Genomic DNA, 15,093 nt, shown 5'->3' on the forward strand with positions numbered 1-15,093 from the left:
TATGACACCCCACAAAAATTATGCAGAAATGCTGAATCATAAAATGTCGTTTAAAACAGCGATGACCACTATATTAGTATTGTTTTTAGTGTTTTGGAGTGTCTTATATACGGGATTCAGCTTTAGTGATTTGATTTATGGTTTACCGCAAATCGGGACCCTATTCACTCAAATGTTTCCACCTGACTGGAGTTATCTTGAACAGATACTTAATCCCATGTTAGATACAATCAGAATGGCAATTGTCGGGACATTTATCGGTTCTATCATCGCAGTACCTATTGCCTTATTGTGTGCAAAAAATATTTCACGTTCTAAATGGATTGCGATGCCAGCACGTTTCATCTTAAATATCGTGCGTACTATCCCCGATTTATTATTAGCCGCTATCTTTGTAGCAGTCTTTGGTATCGGCCAAATCCCCGGGGTATTAACAGTGATTGTTTTAACAATCAGTATTGTCGCGAAATTATTATATGAAGTACTAGAAGCTATTGAACCTGGACCACTTGAAGCGATGACGGCTGTCGGTGCGAATAAAACAAAGTGGATTATATTCGGTGTTGTACCGCAAGCTTTAGCTTCTTATGTTTCTTACGTACTCTTTGCGTTCGAAATCAATATTCGAGCCGCTGCAGTGTTAGGTTTAGTCGGTGCCGGAGGTATCGGATTGTTTTACGATCAGACGCTGGGATTATTCCAGTATGACCGTACGGCTATGATTATTTTATTTACATTGGTCATTGTGGTGATTATTGATTACATCAGTTCGAAAGTGAGGGAACAACTCACATGACACAATCTAAAGCAGAATTATTAAAACATTATGGCAGTCCTCGCACAAAGTTAAAGTATGGCATTATTTCCGTGGTAATAATAGCTTTATTGGTTTGGGCCTTTGCGGGTATGCCCGCCTTAGAAATCAAACAAAAGTCGCAACAAATCCTTGGGTCCATTATGCATGGTTTAACACATCCAGATTGGGGATTTGTCTATCAGCCTGGTGGTGAAGATTTATTACGCGGATTATTAGAAACCTTTGCGATTGCGGTTGTAGGTACCATTATCGCAGCGGTCATTTGTATTCCTTTAGCCTTCTTAGGTGCTAGAAATATTATACGTTTCAGACCTATATCAGGCGTCAGTAAATTTATTTTAAGTATCATTCGTGTCTTTCCAGAGATTGTGATGGCTTTGATTTTTATAAAAGCTGTTGGACCAGGGTCATTCTCTGGTGTACTCGCACTAGGTATTCACTCAGTAGGTATGCTTGGTAAATTATTCGCAGAAGATATTGAAAACATCGATTTAAGTGCTACTGAGTCATTAAAAGCGAGCGGTGCGAATAAAATGAAGACGTTAGTCTTTGCGGTCGTCCCACAAATCTTACCGACATTCTTATCCTTGATTTTATATCGCTTTGAGTTGAATTTGCGTTCCGCTTCCATTTTAGGTTTGATTGGTGCAGGCGGTATCGGCACACCGTTAATCTTCGCCTTACAAACACGTTCATGGGACCGTGTCGGCATTATCTTAATCGGTTTAGTCATTATGGTCGGTATTGTGGATTATATTTCAGGTAAAGTACGTGAAAAAATCGTCTAATCGCTTTGTTGAGTCATTTTATTGAACAACTCAATCTCAAAAATCAATTGTAACGCTCTCGGCAATTAGTCCTAGATAAAGTTGATACCATAGCCTCATGTATTTTATGTAGAGATATCATACAATAATCAATGTAGAGGAAACGCAAGTAATGTATGCATCCTAAATCAATCCTAAAAGCATATTCTATAAATAATCGTTACACCTTTCTACCCACCCAAACAAAAGGACAGACGTTTCCTCTACACCGACATAAACAATGCTTAAAGTCGCAACTAACCTCCTAAATTAATCATAGAACATATCCTAAAATATGCATGCGACGGCATTAACAGTTAATCTAATCATTGAATTTAAAATCGACAAGTATGTTTCCCCTGACGTAAATTGTCGATCACCCTAAAAAAATAGAGCACTGCTTAGCTTACGAGGCTGTCCCTCCTCACAGCAACCTGAAGTCCCAACAGGTTAGATGCAGTGCTCTATTTTTATTTGCGATATTTATCATGAATTCAGTGAACTTTTAAACTCACGCCCATTTTCTACATATTAAAAGACCTTCCCAAGCAATGTCATACCATTACTTAAGAAGGCCTTATTTCATTCTATTATTTTCTATATTTCAACTTCGCAAAAGCATCGTGTTGATGAATAGATTCTTCATTACGACATTCAATGTCAAAACCTTCAATCCAATCCACTTCTACTAAGTCTGCAGCGATTAAACGGATTAAATCTTCCACAAAACGAGGGTTTTCATAAGCACGTTCTGTAACGCGTTTTTCATCTGGACGTTTTAAGATTGGGTAAAGAATTGAACTTGCGTTAGCTTCCATCGCATCTAAAATTACTTCTTTATAGTCAGACGGTAGTGTCGCTTCACGATTCAAGTACGTTTTTACAGTAATTACTCCGCGTTGGTTATGCGCAGAATACTCACTGATTTCTTTTGAACATGGACATAAAGTAGTTACTTTCGCTTCCATTGTCAGCTCTTTACGTGTCACTTTATCCCCTTCAACTGCCATGCCATACGTTACATCCGCATTGCCGACAGCTTTTAAGTTCGTAACGGGACTATAGCGATTAAAGAACCACTTACCTGAAACATCTACCCCTGCTGAAGTTTGTTTCATGTGTTTTTGAAGTGTATCTAATACCGTATGCAGATTATCAAATGTTAATGCTACACCGTTATCATAATGTTTCTCAACACTTTCTAGGATACGGCTCATATTAATACCTTTTTCTTCTCTCGTTAAGCTAGTTGAAAATGCGAAAGTACCTGCCGTTTGATATTCATCTATAATCACGGGATATACTAAATTTTTAATCCCGACTTCTTCAATTTCAAATAAAAAATCTTTGTGCGTGCTTTGTAGATCTGTCATTTCTTCTTTTACTGTTGGTTTTGTACCTTTAATAGGATCAACAGAACCGAAGTGTTTCCAACGACCTTCTCGTGTCGATAAATCAAATTCAGTCATCTGTGTGCCCCTCCACTCATGATTCAAAATTGTAAGTCCAATATGTTTCTTGTTCTAAGAAACTTTTGGCTGTATCTGGAACTTGCGGTTCAGCTAACTGATGCAAGAATGGTCCAGATTGAGATGCATGTGCTTTGAATGCATCTAATTTCACTTCTCTATAATCAGTAATATCGTTAATGATATCAGGCATACCTAACTCATCAATCGCATCATTGCTAAAAGCAACTAATTGTAAACGTGGACGTTCTGCTTTAGGCATACGTCCTACTGTTCTAACTACCGCTTCTGCTGTTGCTTCATGATCTGGGTGTACCGCATAACCTGGATAGAATGAAATGATTACTGAAGGATGCAATTCATCAATCAGACTTTTAACCATCCCGTCCATTTTTTCATGTGGTTCGAATTCCACTGTTTTATCACGGTAACCCATCTTTCTTAAATCTTTAATACCAATCGCTTTTGCTGCGTCTTCCAACTCGCGCTCTCTGATTTTCGGCAGAGATTCACGTGTCGCAAATGGCGGATTTCCTAAATTACGTGCCATTTGACCTAAAGTCAAACAAGCATACGTAACTGGAACACCTTCATCAATATAATGTGCTAATGTTCCTGCTGATGAGAACGTCTCATCATCAGGATGCGGAAATATAACTAATACATGACTTTCCTCTGACATGATACGTCCTCCTTATATTTCAAACGGTACAGCACTGATTTCAAGCGCTGCCGCTAATTGCCCTTCATAATTAAAACCAGCGAGCAAGAATTCATTATCCTCGTTCACTTCATAATGTGTCAGTCCTTGTACATAAACCCATCCATTATCTTGTAGTTTCAAACCCACTCTGAATGGTTCTTTGCCACCGCCCTTAAGTTTGGCATGTTCAAAGACTACTTTGATATTTCTTAAAAACGTTCCAGCATTAAAGACACGTTGATCAAAATGGTTCGCATACGCACCATTGGTTGTTTCAACATGCAGGTATACAGGTTGATCTACATAAGATGCCAGTAACGTTTGTACTTTCTCATATTCTATCGGCTCCAAGCTGCTCACTCCCTTACACTAAGCAAAATCAAATGTTGAACCCCATCTATATCGTGTTATTCTTGATTTATTTATCAATCTCTTTATCATTTAATTGTACTAAATCCTCGTCAATAAATATAACCTACTGCTCATTCTTGAATTAACGATAGGTTTTCTCGGTTATCAATTCTTAAATTAGAAACAATATTTACATTATATAACTGTTCCTCCACTTTCTAAAGAGGTTATTGAAATATTCCTATAATTTGAGGGGGATTTACTATCTGTTTAAACTTCACCTCGTTATAATGGACATGTATGTCTTCATATATAGATACAAATAAGGAGGTCACACAACGTGAAAATTATTAATTTAGGGGATAAAGAGAAAGCATCATTCTACACAGCTTACGAGCTGTTCAACCAAATGAACGAGAATCCTGAAAGTAAACTAGGTCTAGCAACAGGAGGTACAATGGTAGATGTTTATTCTGACTTAGTTAAACTGATGGAATTAAATGACTTAGATGTTTCTAATGTAGAAACATTCAACTTAGATGAATATGTTGGTTTATCAGCCGATCATCCAGAAAGCTATCATCATTATATGCATGAAGTGCTATTCGATCGCTATCCACACTTCAAAGAAGAAAATGTGCATTTACCAATCGGTGATGCGAAAGATTTAGACGCTGAAACTGCAAGATACGAACAACTGGTTAAGGATAAAGGGCCTGCAGATATCCAAATTTTAGGTATCGGGGAAAATGGTCATATCGGTTTCAATGAACCAGGTACAGAAAAAGACAGTATTACACGTGTCGTAGATTTAACTGAAAGTACAATTCAAGCCAATAGCCGTTACTTCGATAACGAAGAAGATGTGCCGAAACAAGCTATTTCAATGGGTCTTTCTACAATTTTATCTGCAAAACGTATTATCTTATTAGCGTTTGGCGAGAAAAAGAAAGATGCGATTACAAAACTTGCGAGCGGCATTCAAGACAAAGATGTCCCAGCAACAGTTTTATACGATCATCCTAATGTAGAGGTTTACGTAGATAACGCAGCTGCACCCGAACAGTAAAATTCACTGTTGTTTGTCAAAAACTAAAAAGGGTAAATAATCTAAGTAAAGCAAAAGTTACAACACATACATTATGAAAGGATGAATCATTTTGGAACTACAATTAGCAATTGATTTATTAAATAAAGAAGACGCTGCAGAGTTAGCTAACAAAGTGAAAGATTATGTCGATATCGTAGAAATCGGTACTCCTATCATATATAATGAAGGTCTGCCTGCCGTTCAATATATGGATGAAAACATCGATGGTGTTAAAGTTCTAGCAGATATGAAAATTATGGACGCTGCAGACTATGAAGTCAGCCAAGCAGTTAAATTCGGTGCTGACGTTGTAACAATCTTAGGTGTTGCTGAAGACGCTTCTATCAAAGCTGCTGTCGAAGAAGCACACAAAAATGACAAACAATTATTAGTAGATATGATTGCTGTTCAAGACATTAAACAACGCGCTAAAGAATTAGATGAAATGGGTGCTGACTATATCGCAGTACACATTGGTTATGACTTACAAGCTGAAGGTAAGTCTCCATTAGATGATTTACACACAGTTAAATCTGTTATCAAAAATTCTAAAGTTGCCGTTGCTGGCGGTATCAAACCAGATACAATCAAAGATATCGTAGCTGAAGAACCAGACTTAGTGATTGTTGGTGGCGGTATCGCAAATGCAGACGACCCAGTAGAAGCAGCAAAAGCTTGCCGCGACGCAGTTGAAGGGAAATAAGCTATGGCAAAACTACAATATCAATTGATTTTAGATGAACTGAAAACGACGTTATCTAATGTTAAAGATCAAGATGTTGAAAACTTTGAACAAGCAATCAAAGATGCCAAAAATATTTTCGTAGCAGGTAAAGGTCGTTCTGGATTCGTCGCAAATGGATTTACAATGCGCTTGAATCAGCTTGAACAACCTGCATTTATCATTGGCGGTATTACAACACCTTCTATCCACGAAGGCGACTTGTTTATCGTCATTTCAGGTTCAGGCAGTACAGAACACTTACGCCTATTAGCTGAAAAAGCTAAAGATCAAGGTGCACAAGTGGCGTTAGTCACAACAAAACCTGATTCTAAAATCGGTGAATTGGCAGATGTCACAATCGAATTGCCTGCCGGAACAAAACATGATGCTGAAGGTTCAGCACAACCTTTAGGCAGTTTATTCGAACAAGCTGCACAATTATTCTTAGATGCTGTTGTATTAGATTTCATGAAAGACTTCAATATTGATGAAACCACGATGCAACAAAATCATGCGAATTTAGAATAAATCACATTAATGGCCTGTAAGCTTTTGAGTTTATCTCTTTAACTTACAGGCCTTTTCTTTATGCTTTTTAGTAACCATATAACTTAACTATTTTACCTTTTCATAAAAAACCTCTGCTTAAATAGTTCACAAAGTAAAATCACCTTGCACCACCACTAAGCAGAGATTATCAAACAGGATATTTTATCAGCTGAACTAACACGCTTGCATCCTTTTATTTTAAATGTTCATAAGGACGGCTTTCTGCGAATGATACAATTTGTTCAACGAATAAACGAGAACGTAATTGGAATTCTTCGTCTTGTAAGAAGAATGTACCATCATCTAATTTGCCGTAATCTGAATCATGTGTCGCAATTTGGGTAGGCACTGCGATACCTAATAAGGTACGTACAATTAAGCGTAAGTGAGAAAGTGGTTCTGCACTTACAATACCGCCGCTGTTCCCCATTAAGCCGACTGGTTTCATTTTGAAGTCATCCATTGTCAGATGATCTAAAGCGTTCTTTAAGATACCAGAATATGAACCATGATAGTTCGGTGTACCTAAAATAATAAAGTCCGCTTCTCTCGCCTTCTCTTGTAAATCTTTCACATTAGCTTGATAATCATCTGGCGGATTACTTGCGCCAGAAACATCTAATGTATGGATTGGACGCTCAGCTAAATCAAAAATTTCCGCTTCAACATCCTTTTCATTGAATTGTCCCTTTAAGTATTGTGCCAGTGCTTTTGTGTGCGAATCAATACGCGCACTGCCTACGATAATGACACCTTTCATTCAATAGTCACCCCAGTTAATTTATTTTGATTGCTCTTCCAGCATTTTGTTGATTGCTTTACCGACACCGCTGTTTTGGTTATTATCTGTCACATATTTTGCGTATTCTTTCACTTCAGGCATCGCATTTTCCATTGCGACAGGATAACCCGCTTTTTCAAGCATCGATACGTCATTCATGTTATCTCCAATTGCCATGACATCTTCTATGTGGATACCGAGTTGGTTTGCGATTTCTTCTAACGCAATCCCTTTTTGCGCATAAGCGTTTGTGATTTCGATATTACCTCGTGCTGATGATGAAATTGCTAAGTTTGTGTGTTTCGCAAGTTCTGCACTGACACGATCAATTTTACCGATATCACTGTCAAACGCTAAAATTTTCATCACAATTTCACCAGGTCTTTCACTGATTTGATCATAATTATCAACTACTTTTAATGTGCCTTGATCAATACGATGTTGAATATGGCGATGTATTTTTTCTACATCTGCTTTTTGACCTGCATGTTCTGCAATATCAATATAAATATCTAAATCTCTTTGAGGATCTTCAGTATAAATACCAAGGTTAGTATAGACTTGGTAATAAATATCCTCTCGATCTAGAACATGTGTAATTTGTTCAATCATTTCATGATTCAAGCTTGATGTATGCATAATATCGAATGATTCATCACGAACCTCTGCACCATTCAAACAAATATATGGGACTTTCAATCCAGTCGGTTCCACAGGCGCATTGGCTTCATAGAAAGCACGACCTGTCGCAATCACGATCGTAATCCCTTGTGCCTGCGCTGCTTTAATCGCTTTAATATTTTCCTCTGAAATTTCATGTGCTGCATTTAATAATGTTCCGTCCATATCTGTCGCAATTAGTTTAATCATGAATTAACCTCGTTTCTTTTGTCTTAGCCGTAGTGTCGTAAAATTACTTTTCACAACAAAGTCTAACCTCATTCTATCAAATTTTGATAACAGACTTCTATCGTCTGTTTGTACGATTTATGAGGGTAGAAACTATCGGCATTACTCATTCTTAACTATCTCTTACTTTTTAACGCTTTTCAAACAAAAAGATGTCCACTTCTTAAAAGCAGACATCTTCATTCTTCTAAAGTTGTTTTAACTGTTCAAGTCATTAGCCTCTTGCGATTGCTTAGCTTGTTTCTTCTTGTTTCTTAATTGCTTGAAGAAGTTCCGCAACATATCACCGCATTCTTCTTCTAAAACACCACTCACAACTTCTGCACGATGGTTGAAACGCGATTCTTGAAGTAAATCCATTAAACTGCCGCTACAACCGCCCTTTGGATCAGCAGCGCCATAAACAACGCGTGGAATACGGCTCATAACAATCGCACCAGAACACATCACACAAGGTTCTAAAGTGACATATAAAGTACAATCTTCTAAACGCCAACTCCCTACTGCTTCAGCTGCTTTTTCTATCGCAATATGTTCCGCATGGGCTGTCGGAAGTTGAATCGTTTCTCTTAAATTATGTGCACGTGCTATAATTTTATCGTCTTTAACAATGAGTGCGCCAATCGGTACTTCACCGATAGCTTCAGCTTTTTTGGCTTCATCTAATGCAAGTTTCATATATTTTTCATCTATTGTCATATGTTCAATCCCTTACCATGTGATACAATTACTATTGTCTATTTTAACACTTGGAGTGTTGTTTATGAATCAACCTTATATCGCTATTGAAGGGCCTATAGGAGTAGGCAAATCCTCTTTAGCACATCGCTTAAGTCAATCTCTTGATTATCATGAAGCACAAGAAATCGTGGATGAAAATCCATTTTTATCTGATTTCTATGACGACATTTCAAAATGGAGTTTCCAGACTGAAATGTTCTTTTTATGTAACCGTTACAAACAGGTTCAAGATCTAGAACAACTACATAACGGTATTGTCAGTGACTATCATGTTTATAAAAACAAAATCTTTGCGCGTCAAACACTGACAGATACAGAATACAACAAGTTTGACCGTATTTACGATATTCTGACTGAGGATCTTATGATGCCGGACATCGTAATCTTCCTCGATGCAGATTTAGAAGTATTAAAACAACGTATCGCCAAACGCAATCGCAGCTTCGAAGCACAAATTGAAGATGATTATCTTTTAAATTTAAAAGAAGCTTATCATCACTTCTATGAATCTTTAGAAGCCGAAGGCAAAATGGTGAAACGCATCGATACAACAAACTTGGATTTCGTCAATCACGCTGACGATTACGAGTATCTATTAAACATTGTACAATCAATGATAGGAGGCAACACGCATGAATAATTACGGTATCCCTCAAGATGCGGTGATTACAATCGCAGGTACTGTAGGCGTCGGTAAATCGAGCTTAACACGTGCCTTAGCTAAAAAATTAAACTTCCGCACTTCTTTCGAGAATGTGGACCATAATCCTTATCTAGATAAATTCTATGATAACTTTGAACGTTGGAGTTTCCACCTTCAAATCTATTTCCTTGCGGAACGCTTTAAAGAACAAAAACGCATGTTTGAATATGGCGGGGGCTTTATCCAAGACCGTTCTATTTATGAAGACGTTGATATCTTCGCAAAAATGCATGAAGAACAAGGGACGATGACACCTGAAGACTTCAAAACATACTCAGAATTATTTGAAGCGATGGTCATGACACCTTACTTCCCAAAACCAGACGTTTTAATTTATTTAGAATGTGATTACGATGAAGTGATTGAGCGCATCAAACAACGCGGTCGCCAAATGGAAATTGATACAGATCCAGAATACTGGAAAAAATTATTCCGTCGTTACGAAGAATGGATTTCAAGCTTCAATGCCTGCCCTGTCGTACGCGTGAACATTAATGAATATGATCTGCATGAAAGTTTAGACACGCTAGATCCAGTGTTAGATAAAATTGCGCATGTGATTGATGTCTATCGTAATGTAGATACTAGAAAATAATAAGCAAACAAAAAATCATGTATCTCTGCTCTTAACTGAGCGAGATACATGATTTTCTTTTACTCTGAATAAACTTGTATGAAATTATTTATCAAAGAAACGTTTTATTTCATCATTCAAACCTTTATAGTAATCATAACGTGTAACTGGGAATTTATCTTTCATATCATCATCTGTGCTATTATGCATCACAAACGGATGACCGATATGACTTAAATAAATCTCATCATTACCACTGTCACCGAAACCTAGTACACCTTCTGAATCAAGATCATACATATCTAACAGGTAGCGCACAGCGAATAACTTGCCAGCGTTTTTAGGTGTAAAGTGTACATCATACGCATCTTCAGGGTCACCTGCTTTAGGATTCGTTTTATTATAATGTACCGCATAGTCATAAGCCGCTGCTTTATCTTGTAAATCTTTTAAATTCTGCTCGTCTTTTTCTTCATCGCCTTGTGCATAATAGTAATATTCATACAATGTTTCTTCATCTCTGAATTCTCTTTGCGGATGAAGTTCAACTTGGTGTTCTGACTCGAAGCTGTCGATAATTTCATCAACTTTTTCTTTAGTGAACGTTGTTTCTGAAACAGCTTCTTCATAATCTTTAGAACGTTGATATTCGCCTTTATCATCTAGTTCAAATAATTTGGAACATAAGTCAGAAAAGATAAAGTCTGGTTTATATTCCATTTCCGCATGTTTCATTTTCTCCATAATACTTTCAAAGATACTGCCTGATAACACTGCAGTAATCACTTGGTGCTTTTCTTCAGCTTGTTTCAGTGTCGATTCAAGTTCACGTAGTTCAGGAATATCTTCTTTCGTGGTTTGATGCTTATAATACGTTTCGTCAAAATCAAATAAAATTAATTGACGCATCATATCATCCCTCCAACTTTGGTTATAATTCTAACTCTTCGCGGTAAATCACAGGTTCATAATCGTCATCATTGATAGCTTTACTATAATAACCTTCATCTGTTTCTTTTAAACCAAAGGCTTCGGCCTTATCCGCTTCACTTGTGCCAATATAACTTTGACCTTTCGCATCAAAAAACAAATCAAAGAGCGTACCGCCATAACGTGCTTCATGTTTCAAATCATATAATGCATCGACTTCTTGACGTTTGACGTCTTTATAAAACAATGTATGGCTCGAATATTTTGTTGTTTTCGCTTCAAAACCTAAAGACTGCGCTCCGGCATCCTCTGTGACCAAATGCAAAGTCTTGCCAAAGTCATTTAAGACGCGAAACACTTCTCCTTGATATTCTGCATAACGTCCATCTAATACTGTATGTTGTTCTTTCATGATTTTCACCTCATTTAATGTGTGACGATAACTTAGGATTCTGTATCTTCACCCTTTAAAATAGAAACAATTTCTGGAGCTTTCTCTACGACATAATCCGCATGTTTAAATTCATGTGCTTGACCTACGCCCGTCAATACAGCTACAGACAGCCCTAAGCCAGCGTTAACAGCGGTTTGTATATCATTAGGTGTATCGCCTACAATTGCGATTTCTTCCGCTTTAAGCCCCTTCTCTTGCGCAAAGAGCGGCTTTAATACAGCTGGGTCTGGCTTTTCAGCCGCATTAGATTCAGTAGAAATGACTAAATCAAAGAACGCTTCTGTATCTGTAGATTCAATAAATTGATCTGTGCCTTTCTTCGTATCACTCGTAATAATTCCAATATGATATCCATCTGCCTTTAATGTTTCTAACGCTTCCACCATCCCATCAATCCATTTAATTTCAGGAACTCTATGGTCAATGAGATATTGACTCGTCTTGCGTGTCCACTCGCCCACATCTTCTCCAGCTAACGCATTGAAATTCTGAATAATTTCATCTAGCGAACCACAGGCCATCGGTGTACCAGGTTCTATTTGATTCTTTTCTTTATTCACACCTAAAGTCTGATAAGCATGTGCTTGATCTTCTTCTGAAATAAAACGTTCCACAAACTGATCCACCATTTGAATACCAATCTTCATCCAACTCATATCAAAATCAATGAGTGTGCCATCTTTATCAAATAAGATCCATTTAATTGTCATCAGTTTCACGCTTCTTTCTTTATACTTTTATTTCATTTTATCAATTTATGAATTAAGAAGGAAATTAAAAAAGGCTTACACCCTTTGTATTGGATGTAAGCACAAAATGCATCAACGATTAATCTTTCTCACAGTTTTGACGGTCCTTTGATGGTTCTGATAACGTCTTGACTAACGTAAACAATACAATCGTTTGGAAGGTCACCATAATCAATAAACCAATTCTGATATAGAAGTTATCTAGCATATAAAGCGAAAATGCGATAACAATATATAAACTCAATAAAATTTTGAACTTCTTCTTTAAAGTAAAGCCTCTATCTCTTTTGAAGCTTTCCACATATTCACCGTAAACCTTTGTACTCACTAACCAACGATTAAATCTTTCAGAACTTCTTGAAAAACAAATAGCTGCTAAAAGTAAAAAAGGTGTAGTTGGCAACAAAGGTACAACGATTCCTATAAAACCAACGATAGCTGAAATTAAACCTATCGTAATTAAAATATATCTCATAAAAGCACCTCTACCGATAATCATTTTCAATTATACAATAGAATACAGACTAGTAAACAATAATATGTTTGCTTATTACTTTTATCTACCTTGAGTTTAGTTAGCACTTTCTGTAGGATAGTTTGTATGTCAAAATCTTAAGGAGAAACCTATATGAGATTACATAAAATGAAGCTTCAAGAAGCCAACTTTCCAAAAGCATTAGATATTTGGGAAAGCTCTGTCATCGCGACACATGACTTTTTAAAAGAAGAAGATAGAATCATTTTAAAACAAGAGATTCCTACTTACTTCCAACAAGTTGAAGCTTATTTGTGGTTTGTTGGACAAGAAGCAATTGGCTTTTCTGGAACACACGATCACAACTTAGAAATGCTTTTTATAGACCCAAAACACTTTAATCAAGGTTACGGTTCAGAAATCCTGCAATATTTAATCCAACAAGGAAAAGTAAGTTATGTGGATGTTAACAAGGATAATGAACGCGCAATAGAATTCTATCTTAAAAATGGCTTTGAAGTTTATAAAACCTCTCAAACAGACGCCCAAGGTAGAAATTATCCTATTTTACATATGAAATTATAAAGCACTCGGCAAAAACCTTTAATTATATTAATGACAAAACAGGTCAGAAACACACTGTTATCTGTGCTTCTGACCTGTTTTTTTATCACTATTTATAATTCTTATTCGAATTATTTTTTAGGAACTACAACTCTCCAGCCGTGTTTGTCTTCTAATTTACCACTTTGGATACCAGTATATTGATCATATAAGTGTTGAGTGATTTTACCTGTTTCGTTATTGTTGATAACGATTTCGCGGTCTTCGTATTTTAAGACGCCTACAGGTGAAATAACTGCAGCTGTACCTGTACCGAAGACTTCATCTAATTCGCCTTTATCATACGCTTCGAATAATTCATCTACAGATACACGTCGTTCTTCTACTTTATAGCCAAGTTCTTTAGCTAATTCGATTACTGTTTTACGTGTAATACCCGGTAAGATACTACCGTTTAATTCAGGTGTAACAAGTGTACCATTTTCAACGAAGAAGATGTTCATGCTTCCGACTTCTTCGATGTATTTTTGTTCTACACCGTCTAACCATAATACTTGGTCATAACCTTCTTTGTTTGCGTTAGATTGTGCTAATAAGCTTGCTGCGTAGTTACCAGCTACTTTCGCAAATCCAACACCACCACGTACGGCACGAACGTATTTATCTTCTACATAAATACGTGTTGGTTTTAATGCGTCTCCGCCATAGTATGAACCAGAAGGAGATAAGATAATTAATAGTTTGTAGTGAGATGCTGGATGTACACCTAAACCTGCTTCAGTCGCAAAGACGAATGGACGAATGTATAATGATTGACCTTCCCCTTCAGGTACCCAGTCACGTTCAACATTCACAAGTTCTTTTAATCCTTCTAATAATAACTCTTCATCAATTTGCGGCATTTCTAAGCGTGCTAATGATTGATTAATACGTTTGAAGTTTTGGTCAGGTCTGAATAAATCAACCTCTCCATTATGTTTGTATGCTTTTAATCCTTCAAAGACTGCTTGGCCATAATGAAGTCCTTGTGCAGCGGGATCAAGTTCGATCGGTGCATAAGGAGTAATCTTCAAATCATGCCAACCACCTTTATCTTCATCGTAGTCATAACTTAACATGTAATCAGTGAAGTGTTGACCGAATCCTAAGTTACTTGGATCTGGTTTTTGTTTAAGCTCTTCACGTTTCTCGAATTTAACATTTTCTGACATGATTTCTGCCTCCTAAAATTGTGCTTATAAATAAGATAATACTAAAATTATAGCAATCTAAGCCTGTGTATTCAATGAGTTTTTAGAAAATTTAAAAAATACGCCCCTAATCAAATCCTCTATTGAACACAGTTATTTATATCTCTCTTTAACATTTCCCCATTGATACAAATTAAAAGTTGCTATATTCCTTACACTTCCATTATTGTACAGTCTATTTCTGAATGCAACTGTGAGCAATCTCATTTTCACTTTGCATAGACGATCTATTCATTAAGAACATCCACTTCCTTTATCAGCATCTAATGTCGCACTGATTCCATATGGCAAGATACACTTTGGTTCATTATGGCCAAAGTTGCCATTAGCGATGACAATTTTATGTTCTAGGTTTTGTTCTCGCAAAATTTTTAACCATAACGCTTCTATCTCTTGATGATGTTGTCATCTAATCGTCACCCACTTAACATTAGTCTACTGCCGTTATACATAA

At 36.8% G+C, this 15,093-nt stretch carries 20 protein-coding genes; 8 read left to right on the forward strand and 12 right to left on the reverse strand.

What is annotated here, in order from left to right; all coding sequences use genetic code 11:
* Position 1 precedes the first annotated feature (1 nt).
* Together phnE (HMPREF2603_RS04000) and phnE (HMPREF2603_RS04005) are read left to right on the forward strand one after the other, a co-directional pair.
* Positions 2–796 carry a phosphonate ABC transporter, permease protein PhnE gene (gene phnE, locus HMPREF2603_RS04000; RefSeq protein ID WP_060803742.1) on the forward strand — a complete coding sequence of 265 codons (795 nt, stop codon included), beginning with the start codon at positions 2–4 and terminating at the stop codon, positions 794–796.
* Complete coding sequence (gene phnE / locus HMPREF2603_RS04005) at positions 793–1,605, forward strand: phosphonate ABC transporter, permease protein PhnE (RefSeq protein ID WP_023015483.1); 813 nt, start codon at positions 793–795, stop codon at positions 1,603–1,605. The genes phnE (HMPREF2603_RS04000) and phnE (HMPREF2603_RS04005) overlap by 4 nt, the downstream gene beginning before the upstream one ends.
* Positions 1,606–2,213: 608 nt before the next feature.
* Here the strand turns inward: phnE (HMPREF2603_RS04005) and folE2 are convergent.
* Genes folE2 through HMPREF2603_RS04020 form a run of 3 tightly spaced genes read right to left on the reverse strand, consistent with a single transcriptional unit; the run spans position 2,214 to position 4,146 of the window.
* A complete protein-coding gene (gene folE2, locus HMPREF2603_RS04010; protein WP_023015484.1) occupies positions 2,214–3,092 on the reverse strand; it encodes a GTP cyclohydrolase FolE2 in 879 nt (292 codons plus the stop codon).
* Between the two features lie 16 nt (positions 3,093–3,108).
* Positions 3,109–3,774, reverse strand: coding sequence for a bacillithiol biosynthesis deacetylase BshB2 (gene bshB2 / locus HMPREF2603_RS04015; protein WP_057510138.1), 666 nt, complete (start codon positions 3,772–3,774; stop codon positions 3,109–3,111).
* A 12-nt stretch (positions 3,775–3,786) separates the two neighbouring features.
* Complete coding sequence (locus tag HMPREF2603_RS04020) at positions 3,787–4,146, reverse strand: YojF family protein (protein WP_002481360.1); 360 nt, start codon at positions 4,144–4,146, stop codon at positions 3,787–3,789.
* Positions 4,147–4,486: 340 nt separating this feature from the next.
* Between HMPREF2603_RS04020 and nagB the strand changes: the two genes are divergently transcribed.
* The 3 genes from nagB to hxlB all read left to right on the forward strand — a co-directional run bounded on the left by nagB (position 4,487) and on the right by hxlB (position 6,488).
* Entirely contained in the window at positions 4,487–5,215 is a 729-nt protein-coding gene (gene nagB / locus HMPREF2603_RS04025; protein WP_023015486.1) for a glucosamine-6-phosphate deaminase, read from the forward strand.
* 91 nt (positions 5,216–5,306) lie between these two features.
* Complete coding sequence (gene hxlA, locus HMPREF2603_RS04030; protein ID WP_002481358.1) at positions 5,307–5,939, forward strand: 3-hexulose-6-phosphate synthase; 633 nt, start codon at positions 5,307–5,309, stop codon at positions 5,937–5,939.
* Between the two features lie 3 nt (positions 5,940–5,942).
* Positions 5,943–6,488 (forward strand): 6-phospho-3-hexuloisomerase, encoded by a 546-nt coding sequence (gene hxlB / locus HMPREF2603_RS04035; protein ID WP_002481357.1) that lies wholly within the window; start codon positions 5,943–5,945, stop codon positions 6,486–6,488.
* A gap of 214 nt (positions 6,489–6,702) precedes the next feature.
* On the opposite strand, the gene HMPREF2603_RS04040 is transcribed toward hxlB, so the two are convergent.
* The 3 genes from HMPREF2603_RS04040 to tadA form a co-directional block, all read right to left on the reverse strand.
* Entirely contained in the window at positions 6,703–7,269 is a 567-nt protein-coding gene (locus tag HMPREF2603_RS04040) for an NADPH-dependent FMN reductase (RefSeq protein WP_002481356.1), read from the reverse strand.
* Between the two features lie 21 nt (positions 7,270–7,290).
* Positions 7,291–8,160, reverse strand: coding sequence for a Cof-type HAD-IIB family hydrolase (locus tag HMPREF2603_RS04045; RefSeq protein ID WP_060803743.1), 870 nt, complete (start codon positions 8,158–8,160; stop codon positions 7,291–7,293).
* A 237-nt stretch (positions 8,161–8,397) separates the two neighbouring features.
* Positions 8,398–8,898: a tRNA adenosine(34) deaminase TadA gene (gene tadA, locus HMPREF2603_RS04050; protein ID WP_060803744.1), complete on the reverse strand. Its 501-nt coding sequence runs from the start codon at positions 8,896–8,898 to the stop codon at positions 8,398–8,400.
* 64 nt (positions 8,899–8,962) lie between these two features.
* On the opposite strand from tadA, the gene HMPREF2603_RS04055 reads away from it, so the two are divergent.
* Together HMPREF2603_RS04055 and HMPREF2603_RS04060 are read left to right on the forward strand one after the other, a co-directional pair.
* On the forward strand, positions 8,963–9,580 hold the full coding sequence (locus HMPREF2603_RS04055; protein ID WP_023015487.1) for a deoxynucleoside kinase: 618 nt from the start codon (positions 8,963–8,965) through the stop codon (positions 9,578–9,580).
* Entirely contained in the window at positions 9,573–10,238 is a 666-nt protein-coding gene (locus HMPREF2603_RS04060; RefSeq protein WP_002481352.1) for a deoxynucleoside kinase, read from the forward strand. The genes HMPREF2603_RS04055 and HMPREF2603_RS04060 overlap by 8 nt, the downstream gene beginning before the upstream one ends.
* Before the next feature lie 84 nt (positions 10,239–10,322).
* Here HMPREF2603_RS04060 and HMPREF2603_RS04065 read toward each other — a convergent pair whose 3' ends face one another.
* From HMPREF2603_RS04065 to HMPREF2603_RS04080, 4 genes are all read right to left on the reverse strand, one after another.
* Positions 10,323–11,126 carry an HAD-IIB family hydrolase gene (locus HMPREF2603_RS04065; RefSeq protein ID WP_231291632.1) on the reverse strand — a complete coding sequence of 268 codons (804 nt, stop codon included), beginning with the start codon at positions 11,124–11,126 and terminating at the stop codon, positions 10,323–10,325.
* A gap of 22 nt (positions 11,127–11,148) precedes the next feature.
* On the reverse strand, positions 11,149–11,559 hold the full coding sequence (locus tag HMPREF2603_RS04070) for a hypothetical protein (protein WP_023015488.1): 411 nt from the start codon (positions 11,557–11,559) through the stop codon (positions 11,149–11,151).
* A 32-nt stretch (positions 11,560–11,591) separates the two neighbouring features.
* A complete protein-coding gene (locus HMPREF2603_RS04075) occupies positions 11,592–12,305 on the reverse strand; it encodes an HAD family hydrolase (protein WP_031262637.1) in 714 nt (237 codons plus the stop codon).
* Positions 12,306–12,429: 124 nt separating this feature from the next.
* On the reverse strand, positions 12,430–12,825 hold the full coding sequence (locus tag HMPREF2603_RS04080; protein ID WP_060803745.1) for a YbaN family protein: 396 nt from the start codon (positions 12,823–12,825) through the stop codon (positions 12,430–12,432).
* 153 nt (positions 12,826–12,978) lie between these two features.
* Between HMPREF2603_RS04080 and HMPREF2603_RS04085 the strand changes: the two genes are divergently transcribed.
* Complete coding sequence (locus HMPREF2603_RS04085; RefSeq protein ID WP_060803746.1) at positions 12,979–13,410, forward strand: GNAT family N-acetyltransferase; 432 nt, start codon at positions 12,979–12,981, stop codon at positions 13,408–13,410.
* A 110-nt stretch (positions 13,411–13,520) separates the two neighbouring features.
* Here HMPREF2603_RS04085 and HMPREF2603_RS04090 read toward each other — a convergent pair whose 3' ends face one another.
* Together HMPREF2603_RS04090 and HMPREF2603_RS13580 are read right to left on the reverse strand one after the other, a co-directional pair.
* Positions 13,521–14,600 carry a branched-chain amino acid aminotransferase gene (locus tag HMPREF2603_RS04090; protein ID WP_002481346.1) on the reverse strand — a complete coding sequence of 360 codons (1,080 nt, stop codon included), beginning with the start codon at positions 14,598–14,600 and terminating at the stop codon, positions 13,521–13,523.
* Positions 14,601–14,873: 273 nt separating this feature from the next.
* On the reverse strand, positions 14,874–15,005 hold the full coding sequence (locus tag HMPREF2603_RS13580; RefSeq protein ID WP_180363544.1) for a hypothetical protein: 132 nt from the start codon (positions 15,003–15,005) through the stop codon (positions 14,874–14,876).
* Positions 15,006–15,093 lie beyond the last annotated feature (88 nt).

This window comes from Staphylococcus sp. HMSC055C03 (assembly GCF_001809385.1).
In the GTDB taxonomy this organism is placed as follows: Bacteria; Bacillota; Bacilli; order Staphylococcales; family Staphylococcaceae; genus Staphylococcus; species Staphylococcus simulans.